This window comes from Streptomyces genisteinicus, from assembly GCF_014489615.1.
GTDB lineage: Bacteria > Actinomycetota > Actinomycetes > Streptomycetales > Streptomycetaceae > Streptomyces > Streptomyces genisteinicus.
Genome location: NZ_CP060825.1, coordinates 3,727,745 through 3,754,633 on the forward strand (window position 1 = coordinate 3,727,745; position 26,889 = coordinate 3,754,633).

Sequence of the window (26,889 nt, forward strand, 5' to 3'; positions counted from 1 at the left end):
CAGCGTGACAGCCGTACTGAGAGCCGATCGGCTCTGCATCTCCCACCGGGGCCCCGACGAGACCGTCGCCGCCGTGCGTGACGTGTCGCTGGAGATCGCTGCGGGCGAGACCGTCGCCCTGGTCGGGCGGTCGGGCAGCGGGAAGACGAGCCTGCTCATGGCCCTGGGCCTGCTGGCGACGCCCGACCAGGGCACGGTCCGGGTGGAGGGACGGGACACGGCCGGTATGCGGGACGCCGAACTCTCCGCCCTGCGCCGCCACCGCATCGGCTTCGTCTTCCAGGCGTTCAACCTCCTGCCCCAGTTGACGGCGGAGGAGAACGTCGCCATGGCCCACCGCTCGGGGCTGCGCGGCGGCACGGAGCGCGCGGTGCGGTTGCTCGAACAGGTCGGGCTCGGACACCGGCTGCGGCACCGGCCGCACCAGCTCTCCGCAGGCGAGCAGCAGCGCATCGCCATCGCGCGGGCGCTGGTCAACGAACCCGCGGTCGTCCTCGCCGACGAACCGACCGGGAATCTGGACGCCGAGACCGAGTCCGGCGTACTCGACGTCCTCACCCGGGGCGCGGCCGGCGGTGGGTCTGCGGTCCTGCTGGTCACCCACAGCGGTGAGGTGGCCTCCAGGGCCGACCGGGTGCTGCGCATCGAAGGCGGGACCTGTGCCCAGGACGTGGAGCACACCGGCTTCGGGAAGGGTGCGCGCTCGTGACGTCACTGCACCACGGGTTGCTGAACGCACGGAGGTTCGCCCGGCGTTCGTTCGCCTCCTCGCTGGCCCTCGCGCTCTGCGGCACCCTCTCGCTGGCAGCCGCGACGGTCGTGCGCGGAGCCGAGCGGACCGCCGAGGCGACGCTGTCGTCCGGAACGAGCCTCCAGCAGATCGACCTGGAGCCCCGTGCCGAGGACTCGGCGGCCAAACGCCTCACCCCCTCCACCCTGGCAGCCGTGGCCGCCATGAAGGGCGTCCGCTCCGTCGAGCCCGTGCTGCAGGCGTCCTTCGACAGCGGAGCCGACGCGAGCCTGCCGCCGTTCCTGCTCCACGCCACCTCCGCCCGCACGGCCGTGCCGCCGCCGATGAGCCGGCAGGTCCGGGAGGCGGTCTTCCCCCTCCGCGGACACGAGGTGGTCCTCCCCGTCGTCGGGGACGGCCAGGACCTGACCGGGCTGCTCGGCCGGACCGTGTCCGTCAGCTACACCCAGCGCATCGGCGAGAACCGCGGCACCCCGGTCACCGACCGCGTCACCGTCGTCGGGCTGTACGACCCCTCCTGGCAGCTCGACGGGCCGAACGCCGCCTACGCGGCCACGCCCCTGGTGGCGAAGTGGGCGGCGGCCCGGGAGGGGGTGGAGACCGGGCGCTACCTGGAGACGCGGGGCTTCGCCAAGGCGACGGTGGTGACCTCGGGACCGGGGGCGGTCGGCGGAGTTCTGGACCGCCTGCACGAGCAGCGCTTCCACGCGTACGCGGTGGCCGACCGCGTACGGGAGCTGCCGGTGCTGCTGGAGCTCTTCCGGTGGGGGGCGCTGCTCCTGCTCGGACTGCTGGCCGTCGCGGCGGCCGTCACGGGCGCCGGACTCGGCAGCGGGCTGCTGCGCGAGAGGGTGCACGAGATCGGACTGCTCCGGGCCGTCGGCCGGACGCGGCGCGAGGTGGCCGCCGGCTTCGCCGTCGAGTTCGGGGCGACGGGGCTCGCGGCGGGCGCGGCGGGGGCGCTGCTCGGCACGGTGGGCGGTGTGCTGGCCGTCCGGGGGCTGGCGGGAGTGGAGATCTTCGCCGGCCGGCTCCCGGACGGACTGGTGCTGCCCGGCCCGTGGGCGGTCACGGCGACCTTCCTGCTGCCGGCGGCCGCCGTCCTCCTCGGCGCCGCCCGTCCGCTGCGCCGCGCCGTCCGCACCGACCCGACCAGGGCGCTGCGCGACTGGTGACGGCAGGGCGGCCCGCCCCGCCCCCACGGGCGTGATCCGGCGACCGCGGCCGGATGGCACCCTTGAACCATGAACGATGCCGCCCCGGCGCCCACCCCCGCGCCCGCCCCCCGCCGTGCCCGTGTCCGTGCCCCCGAGCTGATCGGCAAGGGCGGCTGGCTGAACACCGGCGGCAAGGAGCTGACCCTCGCCGACCTGCGAGGACGTATCACGATCCTGGACTTCTGGACGTTCTGCTGCATCAACTGCCTGCACGTCCTCGACGAGCTCCGGGAGCTGGAGGAGAAGCACCGGGACACCGTGGTGATCGTCGGCGTGCACTCCCCGAAGTTCGTGCACGAGGCGGAGCACCGGGCGGTCGTCGACGCGGTCGAGCGCTACCAGGTGCACCACCCGGTGCTGGACGACCCGGAGCTGGCCACCTGGAAGCAGTACGCCGTGCGCGCCTGGCCGACGCTGGTGGTCATCGACCCCGAGGGGTACGTCGTCGCCCAGCACGCCGGTGAGGGCCACGCCCACGCGATCGAGCGGCTGGTGGCGGAGCTGGAGGCCGAGCACGAGGCCAAGGGCACCCTGCGGCGCGGCGACGGGCCGTACGTGGCGCCGGAGCCGGTGGCGACCGATCTGCGGTTCCCCGGCAAGGTCCTGCGGCTGCCGTCGGGGAACTTCCTGGTCTCCGACTCGACCCGGCACCAGCTGGTGGAGCTGGCGGCGGACGGCGAGAGCGTGGTGCGGCGGATCGGCGGCGACGGGGAGTTCAACGAGCCGCAGGGGCTGGCGCTGCTGCCGGACGGCCGGGTGGCCGTCGCCGACACGGTGCACCACCGGATCAAGGCGTACGACCCGGCGAGCGGTGCGATCGAGGAGCTGGCGGGCACGGGCGGCCAGTGGTGGCAGGGGTCGCCGACGTCGGGCCCGGCCGGCGAGGTGGCGCTGTCGTCGCCGTGGGACGTGGCGTGGTGGAACGACCGGCTGTGGATCGCGATGGCGGGCGTGCACCAGCTGTGGACGTACGACCCCGCGGCGGGGACCGTGCAGGTGGCGGCCGGTACGACGAACGAGGGGCTGGTCGACGGCCCGGCGGCCGAGGCGTGGTTCGCGCAGCCGTCGGGGCTCGCCGCGGCGGGCGACCGGCTGTGGATCGCCGACTCGGAGACGAGCGCGGTGCGCTGGATCGGCACCGACGGCGTCGTGCACACGGCCGTCGGCACCGGCCTGTTCGACTTCGGTCACCGTGACGGCGAGGCCGGACAGGCCCTGCTCCAGCACCCGTTGGGCGTGACGGTGCTGCCCGACGGGTCGGTGGCGATCAGCGACACGTACAACCACGCGCTGCGGCGGTTCGACCCGGCGTCGGGCGAGGTCACCACGCTCGCCACCGATCTGCGGGAGCCGAGCGGCGCGGTGCTCGACGGCGACGAGATCGTGGTCGTGGAGTCGGCCCGGCACCGGCTGACGCGGCTGCGGCTGCCGGAGGAGGCGGTGCGCGTGGAGGCGGTGGCGCACCGGACGCAGCGTGCGGCGACCGATGTCGCGCCGGGTGTCCTCCGCCTCGACGTGGTGTTCCAGGCCCCGGCCGGGCAGAAGCTGGACACCCGGTACGGGCCGTCGACGCGGCTGCTGGTGTCGTCGACGCCGCCGGAGCTGCTGCGCGCGGGCGACGGGGCGGGGTCGGACCTGTCCCGGGAGCTGGAGATCGATCCGGGGGTGTCCGAGGGCGTGCTGCACGTCTCCGCGATGGCGGCGTCCTGCGACGACGATCCCGCGAACGAGTACCCGGCCTGCCATGTGCACCAGCAGGACTGGGGCGTCCCGGTGCGGGTGACGGCGGACGGCGCGGTCCGGCTGCCGCTGGTCCTGGCGGGCATGGACGAGCAGCGGGCCTGACGCGGAGGCGGGCCTCACACCGAGGCGGGTCCGACACCGAGGCGGGCGCCGGGGCGCGCCCGGCGCCCGCACGGCGGCGCCCCGAGCGCATCCGGGGCGCCGCCGTGCCGTGTGCGGAGCCGGTTCCGGTGCCCGCCCCCGTCCGTTCCGCATGCGCGGCAGGGGACGGACTGGGCGGCCACGGCGTCCCCCTGCCGCTCGGGCGCGGGCGGCAGGGGAACGGCGGCCGCTTCCCGTGTGCCGGCGGGGCGGGGCCCGGGCGGCGGGTCAGCCTTCCAGGAAGGCGACCATCGCGTTGGCCAGCAGGTAGGGGTCGTCGGCTCCGCAGAGTTCGCGGGCGCTGTGCATGGAGAGGATCGCGACGCCGATGTCCACCGTGTGGATGCCGTGGCGGGCGGCCGTGATGGGGCCGATCGTGGTGCCGCAGGGCATGGCGTTGTTGGAGACGAAGGTCTGCCACGGCACGCCGGCCTTCTCGCAGGCCGCGGCGAACACGGCCCGGCCGGAGCCGTCGGTGGCGTAGCGCTGGTTGACGTTGACCTTGAGGATCGGGCCGCCGTTGGCGCGCGGGTGGTGGGTCGGGTCGTGGCGCTCGGCGTAGTTGGGGTGGACGGCGTGGCCGGTGTCCGAGGAGAGGCAGACGGTCCCGGCGTAGGCGCGGGCGCGGTCCTCCAGGGTGCCGCCGCGGGCGTGGACGGAGCGTTCGAGCACCGAGCCGAGGAGCGGCCCGTCGGCGCCGGTGTCGGACTGGGAGCCGTTCTCCTCGTGGTCGAAGGCGGCCAGCACCGGGATGTACGGGAGGTCCGTCCGTCCGGCGACGGCGGCGAGCGCGGCGGTGCCGGCGTGCACGGAGAGCAGGTTGTCCATCCGGGGCCCGGCCAGCAGCTCGCGGTCGCGGCCCAGGTAGGCGGGCTTCTCGACGGGGTGGACCATCAGGTCCCAGCCGGTGACCTCGCCCTCGGCGATGCCGGCCTCCTCCTCCAGGAAGGCGATCAGGTCGCCCTCCGCCACGTCGCCGAGGCCCCAGATCGGCTGCATGTGGCGCTGGCGGTCGAGCTTGAGCCCGTCGGTGTTGACGGAGCGGTCGAGGTGGACGGCGAGCTGCGGGACGCGCAGCAGCGGGCGGTCGACGTTCACCAGGCGGTGGCTGCCGTCGCGCAGGGTCAGCCGGCCGGCGAGGCCGAGGTCGCGGTCGAGCCAGGTGTTGAGGAGCGTGCCGCCGTAGATCTCCACGGCGATCTGGCGCCAGCCGTGGGAGCCGGTGTCCGGCAGTGGCTTGACGTGCAGGTTGGGGGAGTCGGTGTGGGCGCCGACGATGCGGAACGGGGTGTGCGCAGCGGCACCCTCGGGCACGTACCAGGCGATCAGGGCGCCGCCGCGGAGCACGTACCGGCCGCCCGCGGTGCCGTCCCATGCGTCCGTCTCCAGCACCTGGCGGAAGCCCGCCTTCTCCAGCCGCCCGGCGGCCTCGGCGACCGCGTGGTAGGGCGTCGGCGCTGCGGCGAGGAACGACATCAGGTCGTCGGTGTGGCCGCGGTCGAACGGGGCGGTGGCCGCCGACGGTGTGGGGGAGGGTTCGCTGCTGCTCATGATGTTCACCTTAACGAGGGGCTTCGTGAGCGGCGGTGGCCGCTGCGGCGTCCCCGGTCGGCGGCCGGTGGGCCGCGGCGGGCGGTCGACATGACAGGGCCGCCGCCCGGGGGTCCGGACGGCGGCCTGATGCCTGGATACCGCAGAGCCTAGAACGCGGCCTCGTCGAGGTCCATGAGGGAGCCGTCGACGGTCTCGGCGAGCGCGCGCTCGACGGAGACGCCGGGCAGGACGTTGGCGGCGAAGAACTTCGCGGCCGCGATCTTGCCCTGGTAGAACGGCACGTCCTTGGCGGAGGCGGTCGGGAGCTTCTCGGCGGCCACGGCGGCGCCGCGCAGCAGCAGGTAGCCGACGACCACGTCGCCGGACGCCATCAGCAGGCGGGTGGTGTTGAGGCCGACCTTGTAGATGCTGCGGACGTCCTCGCCGGTGGCGATGAGGTCGTTGGTCATCGTGCCGACGATCGCCTCCAGGTCGACGGCGGCCTTGGCGAGGGCGTCGCGGGCGCCGGCGAGCTCCTCGCCGCCGTCGCCGACGGCCAGGAACTTCTTGATCTCCTCGGAGAGCGTGTTCAGGGCCTGGCCCTGGTCGCGCACGATCTTGCGGAAGAAGTAGTCCTGGCCCTGGATGGCCGTGGTGCCCTCGTAGAGGGTGTCGATCTTGGCGTCCCGGATGTACTGCTCGATCGGGTACTCCTGCAGGTAGCCGGAGCCGCCGAAGGTCTGCAGGGACTGGGCGAGCTGCTCGTAGGACCGCTCGGAGCCGTAGCCCTTGACGATCGGGAGGAGCAGGTCGTTGAGGGCGACGAGGGCCTTGGCGTCGTCGCCGGCGGCCTCCTTGACGGCGATCTCGTCCTGGACGGCGGCCGTGTAGAGCACCAGGGCGCGCATGCCCTCGGCGTAGGCCTTCTGCGTCATCAGGGAGCGGCGCACGTCGGGGTGGTGCGTGATGGTGACCTTGGGGGCGGTCTTGTCGGCGAAGTTCACCAGGTCGGGGCCCTGGACGCGCTCCTTGGCGTACTCCAGGGCGTTCAGGTAGCCGGTGGAGAGGGTGGCGATGGCCTTCGTGCCGACCATCATCCGGGCGAACTCGATGATCATGAACATCTGGCGGATGCCGTCGTGCTTGTCGCCGATCAGCCAGCCCTTGGCGGGGTGCTGGTCGCCGAAGGTCATCTCGCAGGTGTTGGAGGCCTTGAGGCCCATCTTGTGCTCGACGTTGGTCGCGTAGACGCCGTTGCGCTCGCCCAGCTCGCCGGTCTCCCAGTCGAAGAGGTACTTCGGCACGAGGAAGAGGGAGAGGCCCTTGGTGCCGGGACCGGCGCCCTCGGGGCGGGCGAGGACGTAGTGGAGGATGTTCTCCTCCATGTCGTGCTCACCGGAGGTGATGAAGCGCTTGACGCCCTCGATGTGCCAGGAGCCGTCCTCCTGCTGCACGGCCTTGGTGCGGCCGGCGCCGACGTCCGAGCCGGCGTCCGGCTCGGTGAGGACCATGGTGGAGCCCCAGCGCTTGTCGACCGCGATCTGCGCGACCTTCTTCTGCGCCTCGTTGCCCTCCTCGAAGAGGATGCCGGCGAACGCCGGGCCGGAGGAGTACATCCAGATGGCCGGGTTCGAGCCGAGCAGCAGCTCCGCGTAGCCCCAGATCAGGGAGCGCGGCGAGGTGGTGCCGCCGATCTCCTCGGGCAGGCCGAGGCGCCAGTACTCGGAGTCCATGAAGGCTTCGTAGCTCTTCCTGAAGCTCGCGGGGACGGGCGCGGTGTTGGTGGCGGGGTCGAAGACGGGCGGGTTGCGGTCGGCGTCGGCGAAGGACTCGGCCAGCTCGTTCTCCGCGAGCCGGGCGATCTCCTCCAGGATCGACTTGGCGGTGTCGACGTCCATCTCCGCGAACGGGCCGGTGCCGTACAGCTTGTCGCGCCCGAGGACCTCGAAGAGGTTGAACTCGATGTCGCGGAGATTCGACTTGTAGTGCCCCATGGCGACGGCTCCGTAAGACTCGGAAATTGGACTGATCGTCCACGTACCAGCAAGTAGCTACGATGATGCTACCCGTCGGTAATAAGATGCAACCCCGATCGGGTCAACTGTGACTCGTTACTCTTGCGGGCATGTACGGCTACGACCAGACCCCGGGCGCCCAGCAGCAGCAGTACGTGCCGCAGCAGCCCTCCTACGGGCAGCAGCCGCTGTATCCGGAACCGTCGCCGCCGTCCCTCGCGGACGCGGTGCGCGCCTTCACCACCGGGGCGATGTCGGCCGAGGACTTCCAGCAGATCTTCGCCACCTCGAAGGTCTACTGCCCGCGGGGCGACAACCCCGGATTCCTGGCGCTGCACAACACCCAGCAGCCGGTGATCCCGATGTTCACCTCGCTCAAGGAGCTGCGCAGGTACGCGGGCAAGGAGTCGAAGTACTTCGTCATCACCGGCGCCGAGGTGATCGACCTGCTGCCCACGGGGTACGGCTTCGTGCTCGACATGGAGGGCGACCACCGCATGGTCTTCGACGCGAAGGCCGTGGAGCAGATGGTCGACTTCGCGATGCGCCGGATGTACGGCTAGGCCGCGTCGCAGCTTCCGGCCCGGCATGGACCGGAAGCCTGCAACGGCCCGGCACGGGCCGCGGGACGCCCGGGAGGAATACCTCCCGGGCGTCCGTCGTTCCCGGTGGCAAGAAGTTCATTCTTCAACTAAAGTGGTCGCACAAGGAGGTCCCCGCCATGCCTGCAGTGACTGTCGAGAACCCGCTCACCCTGCCGCGCGTCGCCGCGCCCGCCGACGCCGTCTCCCGGCCGGTGCGCACCGTGACCACCGCGCCCACCGGTTTCGAGGGGGAGGGTTTCCCGGTGCGCCGCGCGTTCGCCGGCATCAACTACCAGCACCTCGACCCGTTCATCATGATGGACCAGATGGGTGAGGTGGACTACGCGCCCGGAGAGCCGAAGGGCACCCCCTGGCACCCCCACCGCGGCTTCGAGACCGTCACCTACCTGATCGACGGCACCTTCGTCCACCAGGACAGCAACGGCGGCGGCGGGACCATCCAGAACGGCGACACCCAGTGGATGACGGCAGGCAGCGGCCTGCTCCACATCGAGGCGCCCCCGGAGCAGCTGGTCATGTCCGGCGGCCTCTTCCACGGGCTCCAGCTCTGGGTGAACCTGCCGGCCCGCGACAAGATGATGGACCCCCGCTACCAGGACATCCGCGGCGGCCAGGTCCAGCTCCTCACCTCCCCCGACGGCGGCGCGCTGCTGCGCGTCATCGCCGGTGAGCTGGACGGCCACAAGGGCCCGGGCATCACCCACACCCCGATCACGATGATCCACGCGACCCTGCGCCCCGGCGCGCAGATCCGCATCCCGTGGCGCGAGGACTTCAACGGCCTGGCCTACGTCCTCGCGGGACGCGGCGCGGTCGGCGAGGAGCGGCGTCCCGTGCACATGGGGCAGACGGCCGTCTTCGGCGCCGGCGGCGCGCTCACCGTGTGGGCCGACGACGCCCAGAACGGATCGCACACCGGGGACCTGGAGATCGTCCTGCTCGGCGGGCAGCCGATCCGTGAGCCGATGGCGCACTACGGGCCGTTCGTCATGAACACCCGCGCCGAGCTCCAGCAGGCCTTCGAGGACTTCCAGAAGGGCCGGCTCGGCACCGTGCCCGCCGTGCACGGCATGAAGCCCTCGGGCCCCGAAGGCAACTGAGCCCGCAGGGGGCGGCGGGCCCGGAGGGGAGCCGGACCCCGACGGGCCCGGCGCGCCTGCGAAGGCAGCCGCCGGGCCCCGGCGCGGCGGCGCGCCCCGAGGGGGGGCCGGCCCCGCGCGGGCTGACGCACCGTCACCCCCGTGGCCCGCTCCGGCGGGCCGCGGGGGTCGGCGCGTGATCGGGTGGGCAGGGTGACCGCTCCCCACCCGCAGACCCTGCTCCCCGAGCCGATCCGCAGGCTCGCCGCCTGGTGCGCGGTCGCCCTGCTGGTGGCCGGGGTCGCCGGGGTCGCCGTCTGGCTCGTGATCATCTTCAAGACGGTCGTCACCCCGGTGCTGCTGGCCCTGCTCGGCACCGCGCTGCTCGGGCCGCTGAACCGGCTGCTGCTCAGGATGAAGATGCGGCGCTCGCTCGCGGCCGGGCTGACCTGCGTCGCCGTGCTCGCGGTCGTCGGCGGGGCCGTCTACATCGTGGTCCACGCCCTGGTGGAGACCGGGGACCAGATCGTGGCCTCCGTCCGCCAGGCCGGCCAGGACCTCGCGGAGCACTTCGGGGCGGCGGGAACCTCGCTGGACGACATCGCGGACAACGCCCAGGACCTCCTGGGCAAGTTCGGCGGCACCGCCGCGTCCGGAGTGATCACCGGCCTGAGCGTGGTCGGCGAGATGATCGCCGTGGCCGTCCTGGCCCTGCTCCTCGTCTTCTTCTTCCTGCGCGACTCGGACCGGGCCGTCTCCACGCTGCGCTCGATCGTGCCCCGCTCCACCGGCGACGTGGCGGAGGCCATGTCCCGCCGCGCCTTCGGCGCCGTCGAGGGCTTCATGCGCGGGACCACCTTCATCGCGCTGATCGACGCCGTCTGCATCACCGTCGGCCTGCTGATCCTCCGGGTGCCCGGGGCCGCCGGACTCGGCGCGCTCGTCTTCGTGGGCGCCTACATCCCCTACCTCGGGGCCTTCCTCTCCGGAGCCGTCGCCGTCCTGGTCGCCCTCGCCGACCGGGGCTTCGTCATCGCGCTCTGGGTGCTCGGGGTGGTGCTCGCCGTGCAGGTGCTGGAGGGCCATGTGCTCCAGCCGATGATCCAGAGCCGCACCGTCCAGATGCACCCGGCGGTGGTGATGCTGGCGATCACCGCCGGAGCCGGCCTCGCGGGCATCCTGGGAATGCTGCTGGCCGTTCCGGTGACCGCCGCGGCCTTCGGCGTCGTCGGCGAGCTGCGCGAACGCTACGGGACGCCGCCCCCGCCGGCGCCGCCGTCAGGGCCCCCGGGCCCGCCGGACGGTTCGTAGGGCCCGCGGCGGACCGGACCGCTCGCGTCGTGTTCCGTCTATGTCAAAGAGAGCGGCGGGGGCCGGACGGTAACCTTGCACAGGTTGCCCACCCCCGAATCCCAAGACTGGATGAACGACGATGCATCGGTACAGGTCCCACACCTGCGGCGAGCTCCGCGCCTCTGACGTCGGCACCGACGTCCGGCTGAGCGGCTGGCTGCACAATCGCCGAGACCTGGGCGGCATCCTCTTCATCGATCTGCGCGACCACTACGGCATCACGCAGCTCGTCGCCCGCCCCGGCACCCCGGCCGCCGAGGTGCTCGACAAGCTGACGAAGGAGACCGTCGTCCGCGTGGACGGCAAGGTCGTCTCGCGCGGCGCCGAGAACGTCAACCCGGAACTGCCCACCGGCGAGATCGAGATCGAGGCCGCCGAGGTCGAGGTGCTCGGCGCGGCCAAGCAGATCCCCTTCACCATCAACACCGACGACGGGGTGAACGAGGAGCGCCGTCTCGAGTACCGCTTCCTCGACCTGCGCCGCGAGCGCATGCACCGCAACATCATGCTGCGCTCGGCGGTCATCGCCTCGATCCGCTCGAAGATGGTGGCCCTCGGCTTCAACGAGATGGCGACCCCGATCCTCGCCGCCACCTCCCCCGAGGGCGCCCGCGACTTCGTGGTCCCGTCCCGGCTGAACCCCGGCAAGTTCTACGCGCTGCCGCAGGCGCCGCAGCAGTTCAAGCAGCTGCTGATGATCTCCGGCTTCGACCGCTACTTCCAGATCGCGCCCTGCTTCCGCGACGAGGACGCCCGCGCGGACCGTTCGCCGGGCGAGTTCTACCAGCTCGACGTCGAGATGAGCTTCGTCGAGCAGGAGGACGTCTTCCAGCCGATCGAGAAGCTGATGACGGAGATCTTCGAGGAGTTCGGCGGGGGCCGCCACGTCACCTCCCCGTTCCCGCGGATCCCGTTCCGCGAGTCGATGCTGAAGTACGGCAACGACAAGCCCGACCTGCGCACCGACCTGGAACTGGTCGACATCACCGACGTCTTCGAGGGCTCGGAGTTCAAGGCGTTCGCCGGCAAGCACGTGCGGGCCCTGGCCGTCCCGGACACCGGTGACCAGCCGCGCAAGTTCTTCGACGGCCTCGGCGACTTCGCCGTCTCCCTCGGCGCGAAGGGCCTGGCCTGGGTCCGCGTCGGCGAGGGCGGCGCGCTGACCGGCCCGATCGCCAAGTTCCTCACCGAGGAGAACGTCGCGGTCCTCACCGACCGCCTCGGCCTGAAGCCGGGCCACGCGATCTTCTTCGGCGCGGGCGAGTTCGACGAGGTCTCCAAGATCATGGGCCCGGTCCGGGTCGAGGCCGCCAAGCGCGCCGGCCGGTTCGAGGAGGACGTCTTCCGCTTCGCCTGGATCGTGGACTTCCCGATGTACGAGCGGGACGAGGACACCGGGAAGATCGACTTCTCCCACAACCCGTTCTCCATGCCGCAGGGCGGCCTGGAGGCGCTGGAGACCCAGGACCCGCTGGACGTGCTGGGCTGGCAGTACGACATCGTCTGCAACGGCATCGAGCTCTCCTCGGGCGCGATCCGGAACCACGAGCCCGAGATCATGTTCAAGGCCTTCGAGATCGCGGGCTACTCGCGCGAGACCGTGGAGCAGGAGTTCGCGGGCATGCTCCGCGCCTTCGAGTACGGCGCCCCGCCGCACGGCGGCATCGCCCCGGGAGTGGACCGCATCGTGATGCTCCTGGCCGACGAGCCGAACATCCGCGAGACCATCGCCTTCCCGCTCAACGGCAACGCCCAGGACCTGCTCATGGGCGCCCCGACGGAGCTGGACGAGGCCCGCCTGAAGGAGCTGAACATCCAGCTCCGCAAGCCGGTCGAGAAGAAGGCCGCGGAGGGCCGCCCGGTGACGGAGGCGGTCCACCCGGACGCGGCGCGGTAACCCACCCCCCGCTGTACGCCCCGAGTGCCCGGAACGGCTCGCCGTTCCGGGCACTCGCGCGTGGTGGGTGCGGTGCGTGCGGTGCGTGTGGTGCGCAGGGACGCCCGGAAGGGGTGCGGGCGAGGGCTGCCCGGGGGTCCGCTGAGGCAGCGGCGGCCGTGTCCGGCGCGGACGCCGGGTCGCTTTCCCGGGCCTTCCCGGCCGCTGTCGCCGCCCGTCGTGGCGTGCCGGCCGGGCCGCGCCGTGCTCGCGTCCGCCGTGCGGGCTCGCGGGCGGGCGTGGGCCTGCGCATCCTGGAAAGACGGTTCGGTGGGACCGTGACGGCGAGGGGCCGGGCGTCCGGGAGAGCCGCACTCTTCCGCGCCGCCCGGCTGCCGTGGAATCGGAGGTGGCGAGGAGTAGAACGTAACCGCGGGCGGTTCGCCGGCCGGCCGCCCCACCGCCGTACGGCTCCCGGAGCCCGCGCACCCGCTCTTCCCACGAAAGGCCGCCCCCACATGCCCCTGCCCCTCCGAACCCTTCCGGCCGCGGCACTGGTGTGTGCGGGGGTCCTGCTCAGCGGATGCGCGGGCGGTACCGGCCCGCAGCCGTCGCCGTCCACCGCCGCCGCCGAGCGGGTGCCGGACGGCGGCAAGAACGCGGGCGGGGGACGGTCCGCGCCCGAACCCCGCGCGCAGACCCTGCAGGCCCGGGAGATCCCCGGCCTCGGACCCCGGACACGGGCCGCCATCCCGGCGGGCACCCGCCAGGCCCTGGTCGTCAGCGGCAAGGGAGCGGACGCCAACACGTCGACCGCGGTGCTCTACGAGCGCGACGCGGCCACGGGCTGGAGCCCCGCCTCCGCGCGGTGGCCCGCCCACAACGCGCTGCGCGGCTGGACCGACGACCACCGCCAGGGCGACCTGCGCTCGCCGATCGGCGTCTACGGCCTCAGCGACGCGGGCGGCCTGCTCCCCGACCCCGGCACCGAGCTCCCGTACGACCAGGAGTCCCTCTTCACCATCAGCGGGCGGGGATTCGAGGGCGAGCCGCTCGAAGGATCCTTCGACCACGTCGTAGCCGTCGACTACAACCGCGAGCCGGGCACCAGCCCGCTGGACCCGGCCCGTCCGCTCGGTGACGACAAAGGCGGCGGCATCTGGATCCACGTCGACCACGGCGGCCCCACCCAGGGCTGCGTGTCGCTGGAACGGGACCGGATGAAGGAGCTGCTGCGGGCGCTCGACCCCGGCCTGCGCCCCATCGTCGTCATGGGCCCCGCAGAGGTCCTGGCACGCTGACACGGCGCGGGGACGCCGGCGCGGCCCGCGGGGACGGGGGCCGCTCCGGCGTCCCCGGGGCACGAGGCGGACGCACGGCGGCCCGGCACCGTCCCCGGTGCCGGGCCGCCCGTGTACCGCCCTGCGCGGGCGTCAGTCCTTCCTGGGGTCCTCCAGGCGCGGGAAGAGCACCGCGCCCTTGGTGACCGTCGCACCGGCGGGCAGCTGCCCCCAGGCCCCGGCGTCCTGCACCCGCCGGCCGGCGAGCGCCCCGAGCGACTCCTCGGCGCCCAGCGAGTCCCACAGCTTCTGCGACGTCTCCGGCATGACCGCGTTCAGCAGGACCGCGACCGCGCGCAGCGACTCGGCCGCCGTGTAGAGGATCGTCGCCAGGCGGGCCCTGCCCTCGGGCGACTCGTCCTTGGCGACCTTCCACGGCTCCTGCTCCGTGATGTAGCCGTTGACCTGCTTCACGAAGTCGAAGACCGCCAGGATGCCGCCCTGGAAGTCCAGCTCCTCGCCGATCTTCCGGTCGGCCTCGGCGACCGCCGTCACCAGTCCGTCCCGCACCGCCTGCTCCGCCTCGCCCGCGGCCGTGTCCTCCGGCAGGGCGCCGCCGAAGTACTTGCCGACCATCGCGGCGACGCGCGAGGCGAGGTTGCCGTAGTCGTTGGCGAGCTCGGAGGTGTAGCGGGCGCTGAAGTCCTCCCAGGAGAACGAGCCGTCGCTGCCGAAGGCGATCGCGCGCAGGAAGTACCAGCGGTACGCGTCCACGCCGAAGTGCGAGGTCAGGTCCTGCGGCTTGATGCCCGTCAGGTTGGACTTCGACATCTTCTCGCCGCCGACCATCAGCCAGCCGTTGGCCGCCACCCGGCCCGGCACCGGCAGACCCTGCGCCATCAGCATCGCGGGCCAGATCACCGCGTGGAAGCGCAGGATGTCCTTGCCGACCAGGTGCACGTTCGCGGGGAACGTCTCCTCGAACTTCGCCGGGTTCTCGTTGTAGCCGACCGCCGTCGCGTAGTTGAGGAGCGCGTCGACCCACACGTAGATGACGTGCTTGTCGTCCCACGGGACCGGGACGCCCCAGTCGAAGGTGGAGCGCGAGATCGACAGGTCCTGCAGGCCCTGCTTGACGAAGTTCACGACCTCGTTGCGGGCGGACTCGGGCTGGATGAAGCCCGGGTTGGCCGCGTACAGGTCGAGCAGCTTCGGGCCGTACTCGGAGAGCTTGAAGAAGTAGTTCTCCTCCTTGAGGATCTCCACCGGCTTCTTGTGGATCGGGCACAGCTTGGTGCCGTCCTCGGCCTCGATCAGGTCGCCCGGGAGCTTGTACTCCTCGCAGCCGACGCAGTACGGGCCCTCGTAGCCGCCCTTGTAGATCTCGCCCTTGTCGTACAGGTCCTGCACGAACTCCTGCACACGGTCCGTGTGCCGCTTCTCCGTGGTGCGGATGAAGTCGTCGTTCGCGATGTCCAGGTGCTCCCAGAGGGGCTTCCAGGCCTCCTCGACGAGCTTGTCGCACCAGGCCTGGGGCGTGACGTTGTTCGCCTCGGCCGTGCGCATGATCTTCTGACCGTGCTCGTCCGTGCCGGTGAGGTACCACACCTTCTCGCCGCGCTGGCGGTGCCAGCGGGTGAGCACGTCGCCTGCGACGGTCGTGTAGGCGTGGCCCAGGTGAGGAGCGTCGTTGACGTAGTAGATGGGGGTCGACACGTAGAACGCCTTCGCGTCTGCGCTCGTCCCCTGCTTCTCGGATCCAGTGGCCGCCATGGTCGAAATCCTATCGGCCCCGGCGAGCGCCCTTCACCGCGCTGCGCCCCGCCCCGACGAGCCGGGCCGGGGGCCGGTGCCCTCCGGGGAATGCGCGTCGGCCCCTGCGCGGAACGCCTCCGGTCGCGGTGGTGAACGCGCCCGGCCCCGCACCACCGCGTCGCGGCGGGTGCGGGGCCGGGGCGGCGCCGGGGCGCGTGGTCAGGCGCCGCGCGCGGCCAGCCAGGGGGCGAGGTCCGCCAGCAGTCCCGCGTACAGCTCGGCGTCGGTCAGCTCGCGCGGAGCCGGCCCGGCGGCGAAGAAGCCGGCGTTCGGGACGGAGAGCTTGCGCAGGTAGTCGAACGCCTTCGAGCCGTGCTCTCCCCACGCCACGAACTGCCAGAACACCGGACGGCCCGCGGCCTCGGCGAGCGCCGCCGTGGCCGCGGTCTTCGACTCCGGGGCGCCGTCGGTCTGGAAGATCACGAACGCGGGGTCGTCCGTGCCCGCCTCGGCGTGCAGGGCGAGCACCCGCTCGACGGCCAGGTGGTAGTTGGTGCGGCCCATCCGGCCGAGACCGGCGTGCAGCTCGTCGACGCGGCCGTCGTGCGCGTCGAGCGTCAGCTCGCCCGTGCCGTCGACATCGGTGGAGAAGAAGACCACGTCGACGGTGGCCCGCTCGTCGAGGTGCGCGGCGAGGGCGAGCGCCTGCTCGCCGAGACCCTGGGCGCTGCCGTCCTTGAAGTACGGCCGCATGGAACCGGACCGGTCCAGCACCAGGTACACGCGTGCCCGCGCCCCGGTGAGCTGCGCCTTCCTGAGCGCGGCACCGGCGGTCCGGTACGCGTCCACCACGAGCGGCGCCCGCGACTTCACCCGCGCGAGCCCCACGGCCGCCTTGCCGACGGGGGCGTCGGCGGCTTCGGGTGCTTCGGCCTCGGGGGTGTCGGCGGCTTCGGGGACGGGCTCGGGCTGCGGGGGCGCTGCCGGGGTGGACTCGGCTTCGGCCTCGGGGGCATCCGGGGTCGCCGGTGCCTCGGGGGTGTCGGCGGCTTCGGGGGTGGGGATCGGCTCGGGCTCGGGGGCCGTTTCGGCAGCGGGCTCGGGCTCGGGAGCGGCCTGTGCGACGGGCTCGGGGGCCGTTTCCACGGTGGGCTCCGCGGCCGGGGTGGACTCCGCGACGGATTCGGGGGCGGCCTCCGCCACGGGTTCGGCCTGTGCGACGGGCTCGGGGGCCGTTTCCGCGACAGGTTCGGCTGCCGGGGCGGGCTCCGCGACGGGCTCGACGGGGGCCGGTGCGTCGGCGGCTGCCTCGGGGGCGGTCACCGGGGAGGCCGGTTCGGGGACGACCACGGCGGCGGGAGGTGCGGCGTCCGTCTCCGTCTCGGCGACGGCCGCCTCGGTGGACTCCGTCACGGGCTCCGGGTCGGCCGCCTTCCCGGCGGTGCCGGCCTCCGCCTCCGCGGCGGTCTCCGGCGCGGGTGCAGCCGCCTCGGCCGCCCGCGGTGCGGGCTCCTCGGCGACGGGCTCGTCCGCCGCGGGCAGGGCCTCCGGCTCGGGCTCGGTCACCCGTGCGGCGGGAGCCCCGGGCGTCGCGGGCTCGGCCGGCTCTTCGGCGGCCTTCTCCGGGGCCGCGTCCTTCGCCGCGGGAGCCGGCTCCTCCGCGGGGCCCGCCTGGGCCGGGACCGAGGGGGAGGAGGCGTAACGCGGGGCGGGGTTGTCGAACGCCGCCGACACGAGCGCCTCGGCCGCGCGGTCCGCCGCTGTCTGCGACGGGACCGTCGCCGTCGTCGCCTCCGTGCCGGTGGCCGGTTCCGTACGTTCGGTCTGGGCCGGAACGGAGGTCGCCGCCGACTCCTCGGGGCCGCCACGATCACGGCCGAACACCTTGCGCAGCAAGCTCCGAATACCCATGGGCGGGGCCTTTCGCATGAGTTGGGTGCGGTGACTGTCCGCTCCTGCAGACGTTCCGCCCGGCCGCGTGGGCCAGGGCTGACACGTAAGGTTAGCGGCCCTGTTCGAGGGCTTCCGGGAGGGCACCCGCAAGCGCAACCGGGGAGCGGCGCGGTCCGCCCGGACGGCCGTCCGCCGGCGTACCGCCTCACAGCTCAACCGCGCCCCGGCCGTGCCGCATTCATGCGGTGTTCACGTTCCGTCCGCCGCCGTGCCGGGGTGCGCGCCTAACGTCGCGGCCGGAATCATTCCGACACCATGTCGGCGCGGGATGCGCCGAAGGAGGACGAAGTGCGCAAACTGCTGCCGCTGTTGAACACCACCCCGCACGCCGGCGGACGGTCCGCTCTCACCTGCCGCTACCGCTGCGGCGACGCCTGCTTCCACGAGGTCCCCAACACCAGCGACAACGAGTACGCCGGTGACGTCATAGCCGGTGCGCTGTCGCGCCGCTCGATGATGCGCGCCGCCGCGGTCGTGACCGTCGCCGCCGCCGCGGGCGGCGCCGCCGTCGTCCAGGGCGGCTCCCCCGCCGAGGCGCACGGCGGCACCGCGCACCGGGCCAAGCGCTACGACGGCGCCCGCGGCCTGCGCTTCGCGCCCGTCGCGCCGAACCGGGACGACAAGGTGACGGTCCCCGAGGGCTACGCCCAGAACGTGGTCATCCGCTGGGGCGAGCCCATCCTCCGCGGCGCCCCCGCCTTCGACCCGGACCGGCAGACGGCGAAGGCCCAGGCCGGTCAGTTCGGCTACAACAACGACTTCCTCAGCCTGCTCCCGCTGCCCGGCGAGCGCGGCCGCCAGGTGCTCGTGGCCAACCACGAGTACACGGACGAGATCCTCATGTTCAAGGGCTACGACCCCGCGAACCCGACCCGCGAGCAGGTCGAGATCGCCTGGGCGGCGCACGGCCTCTCGGTCGTCGTGGTGCAGGAGGAGCACCGCTCGGGCAAGCTCACGCCCGTCACCCGCCACCCCCTCAACCGCCGGCTGACCGCGACCAGCGAGTTCGAGGTGACCGGCCCGGCCGCGGGCGGCGCCCTGCTGCGCACCTCGGCGGACCCGACCGGCCGCAAGGTGCTCGGCACCCTCAACAACTGCGCGGGCGGCACCACTCCGTGGGGCACCACGCTGCACGGCGAGGAGAACTTCAACCAGTACTTCGCCAACGGGTCGAGCGACACGGACAAGCGCTACGGCCTCGGCACCGGTGCCACCGAGCGCAAGTGGGAGCGGTTCGACAAGCGCTTCGACGCCGCGCAGGAGCCGAACGAGTCGCACCGGCACGGCTGGGTCGTCGAACTCGACCCCTACGACCCCGACTTCACCCCCGCGAAGCGCACGGCCCTCGGCCGCTTCAAGCACGAGGCGGCCCAGCCGCGCCTGACCGACGACGGCCGCCCCGTCGTCTACATGGGCGACGACGAGCGCTTCGACTACCTCTACAAGTTCGTCTCGTCGAAGCGGATGATGAAGGGCGGCAGCCGAGCGGCCCGCGCCCACAACCGCACGCTGCTCGACGAGGGCACCCTGTACGTCGCGAAGCTGACGGGCGACAGCCCCGCCGCGGAGATCGACGGCACCGGAAAGCTCCCGAACGACGGCGAGTTCGACGGCTCCGGGGTGTGGATCCCGCTGGCCACCGGCGACGTCTCGCACGTGCCGGGGATGACCGCCGAGGAGGTGTACGTCTTCACCCGCCTCGCCGGTGACAAGGTCGGCGCCACCAAGATGGACCGCCCCGAGGACGTCGAGCCGAGCCCGCGCTCGGGCCGCGTGTACGTCGCCCTGACGAACAACAGCAACCGCGGCAAGGCCGGGTACGCGGGCGCCGACGAGGCCAACCCGCGCAACGCCAACAAGCACGGCCACGTGCTGGAGCTGGCGGAGCACTGGGACGACCCGGCGTCCGACGGGTTCGCCTGGCGGCTGTTCCTGGTCGCGGGCGACCCGGCCGACCCCGCCACGTACTTCGCCGGGTTCCCGAAGGACAAGGTCAGCCCGATCTCGTGCCCGGACAACGTGGCCTTCGACCCGCACGGCAACCTGTGGCTCTCCACCGACGGCAACGCACTGGGCTCGCACGACGGCCTGTTCGGCGTCGCGACCCACGGTGAGCGCCGCGGTGAGCTGAAGCAGTTCCTGACCGTGCCCACCGGTGCCGAGACCTGCGGCCCGGTCATCCAGGAGCGGCGCGTGCTGGTCGCCGTCCAGCACCCGGGCGAGGTCGACGGCGCGTCCGTCGAGAAGCCCGCGAGCGCCTGGCCGGACGGGCCGGGCAGGATCGTCCGGCCGTCGGTCGTCGCGGTGTACCGCAAGGACGGCCGCGACATCGGCGTCTGATCGCCGCCGCCGTCGTCGTCCGTCCTGCCGAGCCGGGGCCGGGGGCCCGCACCGCGCGCCCCCGGCCCCGGCTCACCACGTGCCCCGGCCCACCCCCCGGCCCCGGCTCACTGCGTGCCGAGCAGCCGGGCGTGCCAGGCGGTGAACTGCGCGGCCGGGTCCCCCGTGTACGCCCACGGCAGGTGCGCGGCCCTGCCCTCCAGCAGCCGCAGGAGCCCGGCCGCCTCCTGGAGCAGCCCTGCGTGACAGGCCGCGTGGACCAGGTAGTTGAGCTCCGCGACCAGGTGCGGTGCCACCGGCCCGTCGGCCCGCCACAGGATCCACCGCTCCCAGGTGCGCCGGATGTCGGTGACCGCCAGTTCGTGCTTCCAGTGCTGGTCGAAGCCGCGCACCACCCGCCCCTGCGCCCCGTCGGCGATGTGACGGTACTCCTCGGCCCGAGCGATCTGCACCAGCACGGGCAGCGGCGACCCGGGCGGCGAGGCGCCGGCGGCGTCGCGGGCGAAGTCGTACATCCGGCCGTGGGTGCCGTGCCAGCGCGCCGAGTGGTAGCGCAGCATCTGCACGTGCCCCTCGACGTTGCAGGGGTCGCGCCGGCGCATCTCGTCCCACCAGCGGCGCAGGTCGCGGCGCGGTACGCCGTCCTCGTAGAGCCGGGCGAGCGTCAGCAGCGACACCCACGGCGCGGGGTCGTCCGGGGACTTCGCCGCGGCGTTCAGGCAGCAGCGGGCCGCGGCGTCGATCCGCGCCCGGTCGACGGCGGCGCGGTGACCGGCGGCGATGGCGCCGTGGAAGACGCGGACCACCTCGGTGGCCGCCCGCAGGACGGCCGCGTCGCCGCTGTCCGGCTCGGCGTTCAGCCAGACCCGGGTCGCCGAGGAGCCCGCGGCCGCGTGGGCGAGGACCCTGATCCGGTGGGTGCGCCGCGCGGTGTCCTCCCCGGGGGGCGTGCCCAGCAGTTCGCGCAGTCCCTGCCAGCGGCCGACGACGATGTCGTCGAGTGCGCGGGACAGTTCGGCGTCGCCGTGGGCCGGATCGAAGTCGGGGGCGAAGCGGCGGCGGCGCCGGGGCCGCCGCGGCAGCCGGGGCAGACGGGGGGCACGGGGCACGGGCGGGCTCCTTCCTGCGGCGCGTGGTCGCGGTCGTGGTGGTGCGGGTGGCGGTCGTGGTCCGTGGCGCGGTGGTGGGCGGGTGTTCCGGTGGCGGCCGCGGATGAGTCCGGACGTCCTGTCGCCGCGCGAGTGCGCGGGCACGCCGGAGGAGACGCCCGTCGGCGGAGGATGTGCCTCCGCAAGAGGCAGACGGTGCGCATCGTAGTCGGACGGGTGCGCTGTGGTGAGGGGGTGGGGTGCCGCTCCCGTGACCGGACTCGGAGGGCGGTGAGCAGGCGCCGTGCACGGGGCGCGCGACGGGACTCCCGTTGTCGGGGGAGCGTCGGCGCCGGGCGTCGTAGAGTCGGTGGCATGGCTGGAGAAGCAGCGGGCGCGGGGACGGTACGGGTCGACGTCTGGGTCTGGTCGGCGCGGCTGACGAAGACCCGCTCGCAGGCGTCGGCCGCCTGCCGGGCGGGCCATGTGCGGGTCAACGGCGAGCGGGTGAAGCCGGCGCAGGCGGTGCGCGTCGGCGACCAGGTGCGGGTGTTCCACGAGGGACGCGAGCGGATCGTCGTCATCGTGCAGATCCTGCGCAAGCGGGTCGGCGCCCCGGTGGCCGCCGAGGCGTACACCGACCACAGCCCGCCGCCCCCGCCGCGGGAGTTCACCGCTCCGGCGGCCGTACGCGACCGGGGCGCGGGCCGTCCGACCAAGCGGGACCGCCGCGAACTGGAGCGCCTGCACGGGGCGCGGCCCAGGGACTGACCGCCCCCGGCCCGGCCGCCGCGCGGCACGTCCGCGCCGCCGGGGTTTCGCGAGGCGCGTCCGCGCCGTCGGGGTTTCGCGAGGCGGCAGGTCCGCGCCGCCGGGGATTCCGTGCGGCGAGGCGAGGGAGCACCGGCCGGTACAGGGGCGCTGCGCGCGGCGGGACGTCGGCGCGCGGCCGTCAGGGCTTCCCGTGGGCGAGGTGCCGGCGTCCGGCGCTCCGGCGTCCGGCGCTCAGGGCTTCCCCGTGGGCGAGGCGATGGCGCGTGCCGCCCGCACCTCCTGCCGCAGCGGCTCCAGCACGCCCTCCTCGTCGCCGCTCAACTCGGCGCGCACCTCGACCAGCACCACGCTGGAGCGCAGCCCGGCAGCCAGCGCCCACACCTGTCGCTCGACGTCCGCGACCTCCTCCGCGCCGGGTGGCGCGGCCCCGTGGTCCACCCGCACCCGGGCGGCCGTCGTCGCGTCGACGATGCGCTCCACGGCGACCACCAGCGGCCACCAGGCGGCGGCCCGTGCGCCGGTGGGCGGTGGCTCGGTCAGGGCGCGCTGGAACTCCGCACGCACCGAGGACAGGTCCCGGTAGAGCTTGCGCCGCCGGCGCACCCGCTCCGCGTGCTCGACGCCGCCGAACGCGCCCCGCACGTACCGCGCCGTCTCCTCCACCGCGTCGGCCAGGCGGTCGCCGATCCGGGTGTGCCAGCTCTCCGGCCACAGCAGGTATCCGGCGACCAGGACGATCGTGCAGCCGATGAGGCTGTCCAGCAGCCGCGGCAGCACGAGGTGGAAGCCCTCGTGGTTGAGCACGTCCGACAGCAGCAGGATCACCGGTGTGACCGCCGCCGTCTGGAAGACGAAGCCCTTCGCCGAGAAGGCGGGGATCAGCGCGGCGAGGACCATCATCACGGGCACGTCGGCCCAGCCGCGCGGGACGGCGGCCAGCACCGCGGCCGCCACCAGCAGACCCGCGGCCGTGCCGAGCGCGCGCAGCACCGCGCGGGAGAACACCGATCCGAAGTCCGGCTTGAGGACGAACGTGACGGTGAGCGCCACCCAGTAGGAACGGCTCACCGGCACCAGCGACACGAACGACTGCGCCAGCCCGATGCAGAGCGCCAGCCGCAGCCCGTACCGCCAGGACTGCCCGGACGTCAGCGCGCTCCGCGCCGTGCGCCGCAGGCGCACCCGCAGCGCGGCGGGTCTGCCGAGCCGGTCGTCCGCCTGCCCGGCCTCCGGGCCGCCTTCGTGGACCACGGCCGAGGCGTGCCGCAGCGCGCGGTCGACGGCCCGGTCGGCGGGCCCTTCCGGCTCGGGCAGCGGCAGTTCGGGCGCGGTGCGGCGGCCGGAGGCGACGGAGTCGGCGAGGGCGCGCACGGCGGCCGCGACCTCCGGCCGCCGCGACGCCCTGCCGTAGCGGTGCGCGGCGGCGGCCGACTCCACGAGCGGGATCAGCGCGTTGAGCTGCGCGAGCAACCGCACCATCGGCGCGCGGCGGCCGTGGTCATGGGCGCGGCGGCCGAGGACCACGTCGTAGGAGGTGTCCAGCGCCCGGGTGACGTCGTGGCGGCGTCCGTCGTACGCGGCGGTGTCGCGGGTGCCGGCCACCGCGAGGAGTTCGGCGACGCTGCGGTACGCGGCGGCGACGGCCGCCTGCTCCGGCGCCGCGCGCCGGAACGGCCAGCCGAGCAGGGTCATCACCAGGACGAACAGCCCGCCGACCGACAGCAGGGCGGGCGCCGTCCACCAGGGGTCCGGCATCGGCAGGCCCGCGCCGACGACGGCGTTCAGCAGGAGCAGCAGACCGGACACCGAGGCGACCGCGCCGATGGAGGAGATCATCCCGGAGACCAGCGCGACGGCGGTGAGCACGCCGACCGCGACCCAGCCGTGCCCGTACACCAGCGTGCCGAGCATGATGCCCGCGGCACCGAAGACCTGCGGCACGGCGATGTTCAGCAGCCGCATCCGGTACGCGTCGGCGGTGTCGCCGATGACTCCGGAGAGGGCGCCCATGGACGCCAGGGCGCCGTACTCGGGGTGTCCCGCGGCGATCCCCACGGCGAGCGGGGCGGCCAGCGCGACGGAGGCCCGGGCGACCGCCGCCCACGGAACGGGGGCGTCCTGCGGGCGCAGACCGTGGACCAGCCACGCGGGCGGGCTCAGCAGTCCCGGCCGCCGCCCGCCGCCCGCACGGGAGCCGTCCTCACGTTCCGTCATGACCGTCACCACACCCCGCCGAGGCTGTCCGCAGCAACGGTAACGGCGCGGCGCCGCTCCGCGCCGCGCGCCGGGCGGGACGGCCCCCGGGGTGGGGGTGGTTTCCGGGCGGGGGTGCTCGCGGGCCGGGCCGGGCCCGGCCCGCGAGCGGGCGGCGGCCGCGTGGTGCCGGCGGTGGTGGCGGAGCGCGACGCCTCCGGAAGCCGGGCGGACCCGCGGTGGACTGGTCGGCCCTGCATCGGGGCGGCCCTGCATCGGTCGGTCCCGGATCGGGTGGGCGGTCCGCCGATCCGGCCGCGGAGGGCCCGAGCCGGCCGGGTGAGCGCCTGTGCGGTCTCGTCCCGGCGCCGCGTCGTCCGCGGAGCCACCGCGCCCGGCTTCGGGGCACCGCATCGGGTGGCACCCGGGTCGGCTCCGGATCGGTCGGCATCGAGGCCGGCGCGCAACGCGGAGGCGGCCCCGCACCGGGCGGCACGGGGGACGGTCCCGGGGCGTGCCGTGGCCGCGTCGGGCGGTCAGCTCTCGTACCCCTCCACCTCGTCGGCGGGCTGCACCTGCGCGGTGTCGGGGTCGGCGCCGAACTCGGAGGCGGCCCTGCGTCTGCGCAGCAGGTCCCAGCACTGGTCGAGCCGGATCTCCAGCTCCGTCAGCCGGGCCTGCTGCGCGGCGTCGAGGCCGCCCTGCCGCAGGGAGGCGTCGCGCAGGGCGCGTTCCTCCTCCACGAGTCCGCCGATGTCGTCGATGATCTGCTCGTCGTCCATCACGGCTCCTTCGCTGCCGGCAGCGGTGCGGTGGGATGCGGTGTGCGGGCACGGCGGCTCCCGGCGGCGGCCCCGCCGTCCGTGCTCACGCGCCCCGCAGGGCGAAGACGGTCTTGCCGCGGGCGCCGCCGGCACGGTTCTGGGCAAGGGCGTCCGGGGCCTTCTCCAGCGGGAGCTCGGCGTCCAGGGGCAGGTCGAGACTGCCTTCGGCGGCAGCGGCGGCCAGCGCTTCGAGCAGCGTGGACGAGGCCTGCATCCGGAACGCCACACCCTCCACGTCGCCGGGAAGCCCGCCCAGCCCCGCTCCCCGCCGGGTGGCGACGGCGACGGCGCCGGGCCGGGCGAGCGCCGCGTGCCGGGCGAAGCCGTCCGCCGTGTCCGAGACCAGGTCGGCGACGCCGTCGACCCCTTCCGGGCAGGCCGCCCGTACCGCGGCGTCCACGCTCCCGGCGGTGGCGTCCACGACGGTCGTGGCGCCGAGGTCCCTCATCCGCCGTCGCTCGTCGCCCCGGACGACGGCGACGACGCCGATGCCCCGCCCCGCGGCGAGCCGGGTGAGGCAGCTGCCGACACCGCCCGCCGCCCCGACGACCAGCAGGGTGCCGCCCCGCCGCACCCCGCTGACCGCGAGGACCTGGGCGGCCGCCGTTCCCGCGGTGGGCAGCGCAGCGGCCGACCGCAGCGACAGGCCGGCGGGGACCAGGGCGACGGGGCCGTCCTGGTGCACCGACACGTACTCGGCGTAGCTGCCCGCGTGCTCCGGCCGCACCGCCAGGCCGAAGACCGGGTCGCCGACCCGGAAGCGGCTGTCGCCGGGGCCGACGACGTCGACCCGGCCGGCGAAGTCCGTGCCGAGCACCCGGGGGAAGGCCGCCGCTCCGGACGAGGCGGACGAGGCGGACGAGGCGGACGAGGCGGACAGGGCGGACGAGGCGGACGGGGCGGTCCTGGCCGGCTCCGTGACCGCCGGGGCGCCGGCCGCCTGCCAGTCGGCCGGGTTGAGCGCCGCGTACTCCACCTTCACGACGATCTCGCCCTCGGCGGGCTCGGGCTTGGGCACCTGGACGAGTTGCGGCTCGGCGCCGTGGGAACCGACCGTGACAGCACGCATCCGCCATGCCTCCCAACACACCGCCCCCGGTCTTTTCGCCTCCTCACTCTGACCCGGCGGACCGGTCAGCGCACGTCGTGCAGTGCGAGGGAGACGAGCAGGGCGCGGTGGTCCGAGCCGGCGAGGTCGAGGAAGCGCGCGGAGCGCACGGAGAAGGCGTCGCCGGCGAGCACGTGATCGATCTGCGCGCCCAGCGGCCGGGGGAGGCGGGCCGGCCAGGACGGTGTGCCGCCCGCGCCGGCGAGCGCCGCGCTGTCGCGCAGGCCGCCCCGGTCCAGGATGCGGCGGAACGCGGCGTGGTCGCCGGTGGCGTTGAAGTCGCCCGCCAGCAGGGTGGGCCGGTCCCGGTGTGCGGCGGCCCAGTCGGCCAGCCGGCCGAGTTCCCGGCGCCAGCCGTCGACCGCGGAGGGCACCGGCGGCAGCGGATGGGCGAGTTGCAGGGTCACCCGGCGCCCTCCGATCTCCGCGACGGCGCCGGGCATGGCGAGCGTCGCCGGCACCCCGTCGGCCGGTTCCAGCGGATACCGGCTGAGCAGCGCGGAGCCGGCCGCGCCCTCGCCGCCCGCGGCGAGGCGGTACGGATAGGCGTCGCGGGGCAGCCCCCGCGCCAGGGTGGCGGCGCAGCTGCGCGGGCACTCCTGCACGAACACGATCCCGGGCCGTTCCCGGCGGACCGCCTCGACCAGCGCCTCGGTCGCCCAGCCGAACTGCACGTTCGCGGTGAGCACGTCGATCCGGGCCGTCACCGGACCGGGCGGGCGGTCGGCCAGGCCGGTGTCGTAGGGCCTCGCGTACCAGCCGGTGACCGCGAGGACCGTCACCGCCCAGGCCACCAGCAGCGGCCGGCGGCCCAGCAGGGCGAGCAGCAGGGCGAGACCGGCGGGGACGAGGAGCCAGGGGAGGAAGGCGAGGAGCTGGATCACGGGGGTGACCCCGTCGCTGTCCGCGGCGCGGCAGGCGGCGACGGCGGTCGGCGGGACCAGCAGGAGGCCCGCGAGCCATGCGGCGGTCCGGCCGCGCGCCCTCGGGGGCGGCGCGGCCTCCGGGGGCGCCGGGACGGGCTGCCGGGACGCTGGGTGCACTCCGCTCTCCACTCCGGTCCGCGGGCCGGAGCCGCTCCGGCCACCCGCCGTGGCACCGGAACAGCCCGGACACGGGACCATCTCGGTCCTGAGGACGCCTCTCCCGACGAAATCGTTGCGCCTGTGCCGCGCCGGGGCGGCGATGTCCCGGCGCGTGTCGCGTGAATCCGGTGCCGGGGTCGGTGGCGTGCGCGGGTGTCCGGTGCCGGGGTCGGTGG

General features: G+C 74.2%; 19 protein-coding genes. 10 read left to right on the forward strand and 9 right to left on the reverse strand.

What is annotated here, in order from left to right; genetic code table 11:
* Positions 1-4: 4 nt before the first annotated feature.
* The 3 genes from IAG43_RS16215 to IAG43_RS16225 all read left to right on the forward strand — a co-directional run bounded on the left by IAG43_RS16215 (position 5) and on the right by IAG43_RS16225 (position 3,813).
* Positions 5-709, forward strand: coding sequence for an ABC transporter ATP-binding protein (locus IAG43_RS16215; protein WP_223005938.1), 705 nt, complete (start codon positions 5-7; stop codon positions 707-709).
* Entirely contained in the window at positions 706-1,926 is a 1,221-nt protein-coding gene (locus tag IAG43_RS16220; RefSeq protein WP_187741433.1) for an FtsX-like permease family protein, read from the forward strand. Before IAG43_RS16215 ends, IAG43_RS16220 begins: the two co-directional genes overlap by 4 nt.
* A gap of 69 nt (positions 1,927-1,995) precedes the next feature.
* Entirely contained in the window at positions 1,996-3,813 is a 1,818-nt protein-coding gene (locus IAG43_RS16225; protein WP_187741434.1) for an NHL domain-containing thioredoxin family protein, read from the forward strand.
* A gap of 267 nt (positions 3,814-4,080) precedes the next feature.
* Here IAG43_RS16225 and IAG43_RS16230 read toward each other — a convergent pair whose 3' ends face one another.
* Together IAG43_RS16230 and IAG43_RS16235 are read right to left on the reverse strand one after the other, a co-directional pair.
* Positions 4,081-5,403: a M18 family aminopeptidase gene (locus IAG43_RS16230; protein ID WP_187741435.1), complete on the reverse strand. Its 1,323-nt coding sequence runs from the start codon at positions 5,401-5,403 to the stop codon at positions 4,081-4,083.
* A gap of 149 nt (positions 5,404-5,552) precedes the next feature.
* Positions 5,553-7,379, reverse strand: coding sequence for an acyl-CoA dehydrogenase (locus IAG43_RS16235; RefSeq protein ID WP_187741436.1), 1,827 nt, complete (start codon positions 7,377-7,379; stop codon positions 5,553-5,555).
* Positions 7,380-7,510: 131 nt separating this feature from the next.
* Between IAG43_RS16235 and IAG43_RS16240 the strand changes: the two genes are divergently transcribed.
* The 5 genes from IAG43_RS16240 (at position 7,511) to IAG43_RS16260 (ending at position 13,614) form a co-directional block, all read left to right on the forward strand.
* Complete coding sequence (locus IAG43_RS16240) at positions 7,511-7,963, forward strand: SseB family protein (RefSeq protein ID WP_147987320.1); 453 nt, start codon at positions 7,511-7,513, stop codon at positions 7,961-7,963.
* Positions 7,964-8,121: 158 nt separating this feature from the next.
* Entirely contained in the window at positions 8,122-9,105 is a 984-nt protein-coding gene (locus IAG43_RS16245; RefSeq protein ID WP_187741437.1) for a pirin family protein, read from the forward strand.
* Positions 9,106-9,297: 192 nt separating this feature from the next.
* Complete coding sequence (locus tag IAG43_RS16250) at positions 9,298-10,395, forward strand: AI-2E family transporter (protein ID WP_187741438.1); 1,098 nt, start codon at positions 9,298-9,300, stop codon at positions 10,393-10,395.
* Between the two features lie 121 nt (positions 10,396-10,516).
* On the forward strand, positions 10,517-12,334 hold the full coding sequence (aspS, locus tag IAG43_RS16255; RefSeq protein WP_187741439.1) for an aspartate--tRNA ligase: 1,818 nt from the start codon (positions 10,517-10,519) through the stop codon (positions 12,332-12,334).
* A 497-nt stretch (positions 12,335-12,831) separates the two neighbouring features.
* A complete protein-coding gene (locus tag IAG43_RS16260) occupies positions 12,832-13,614 on the forward strand; it encodes a L,D-transpeptidase family protein (protein ID WP_187741440.1) in 783 nt (260 codons plus the stop codon).
* A gap of 132 nt (positions 13,615-13,746) precedes the next feature.
* Here the strand turns inward: IAG43_RS16260 and metG are convergent, their stop codons facing one another.
* The gene (gene metG, locus IAG43_RS16265) at positions 13,747-15,366 is read right to left on the reverse strand and encodes a methionine--tRNA ligase (protein WP_187741441.1); all 1,620 of its coding nucleotides are present in this window, start codon (positions 15,364-15,366) and stop codon (positions 13,747-13,749) included.
* A 201-nt stretch (positions 15,367-15,567) separates the two neighbouring features.
* The gene (locus IAG43_RS16270) at positions 15,568-17,259 is read right to left on the reverse strand and encodes a VWA domain-containing protein (protein ID WP_187741442.1); all 1,692 of its coding nucleotides are present in this window, start codon (positions 17,257-17,259) and stop codon (positions 15,568-15,570) included.
* 330 nt (positions 17,260-17,589) lie between these two features.
* On the opposite strand from IAG43_RS16270, the gene IAG43_RS16275 reads away from it, so the two are divergent.
* Complete coding sequence (locus IAG43_RS16275) at positions 17,590-19,641, forward strand: PhoX family protein (protein WP_187741443.1); 2,052 nt, start codon at positions 17,590-17,592, stop codon at positions 19,639-19,641.
* A gap of 107 nt (positions 19,642-19,748) precedes the next feature.
* On the opposite strand, the gene IAG43_RS16280 is transcribed toward IAG43_RS16275, so the two are convergent.
* On the reverse strand, positions 19,749-20,750 hold the full coding sequence (locus tag IAG43_RS16280) for a hypothetical protein (protein ID WP_246574379.1): 1,002 nt from the start codon (positions 20,748-20,750) through the stop codon (positions 19,749-19,751).
* A gap of 354 nt (positions 20,751-21,104) precedes the next feature.
* Between IAG43_RS16280 and IAG43_RS16285 the strand changes: the two genes are divergently transcribed.
* Positions 21,105-21,500, forward strand: coding sequence for an RNA-binding S4 domain-containing protein (locus tag IAG43_RS16285; RefSeq protein ID WP_187741444.1), 396 nt, complete (start codon positions 21,105-21,107; stop codon positions 21,498-21,500).
* Positions 21,501-21,734: 234 nt separating this feature from the next.
* Here the strand turns inward: IAG43_RS16285 and IAG43_RS16290 are convergent, their stop codons facing one another.
* The 4 genes from IAG43_RS16290 to IAG43_RS16305 all read right to left on the reverse strand — a co-directional run bounded on the left by IAG43_RS16290 (position 21,735) and on the right by IAG43_RS16305 (position 26,671).
* The gene (locus IAG43_RS16290; protein ID WP_187741445.1) at positions 21,735-23,717 is read right to left on the reverse strand and encodes an FUSC family protein; all 1,983 of its coding nucleotides are present in this window, start codon (positions 23,715-23,717) and stop codon (positions 21,735-21,737) included.
* A 515-nt stretch (positions 23,718-24,232) separates the two neighbouring features.
* Positions 24,233-24,478, reverse strand: a complete 246-nt coding sequence (locus IAG43_RS16295; protein WP_187741446.1) for a DUF2630 family protein — start codon at positions 24,476-24,478, stop codon at positions 24,233-24,235.
* 85 nt (positions 24,479-24,563) lie between these two features.
* Positions 24,564-25,589, reverse strand: coding sequence for an NADP-dependent oxidoreductase (locus tag IAG43_RS16300; protein ID WP_187741447.1), 1,026 nt, complete (start codon positions 25,587-25,589; stop codon positions 24,564-24,566).
* Positions 25,590-25,654: 65 nt separating this feature from the next.
* The gene (locus IAG43_RS16305) at positions 25,655-26,671 is read right to left on the reverse strand and encodes an endonuclease/exonuclease/phosphatase family protein (RefSeq protein ID WP_246574380.1); all 1,017 of its coding nucleotides are present in this window, start codon (positions 26,669-26,671) and stop codon (positions 25,655-25,657) included.
* Positions 26,672-26,889 lie beyond the last annotated feature (218 nt).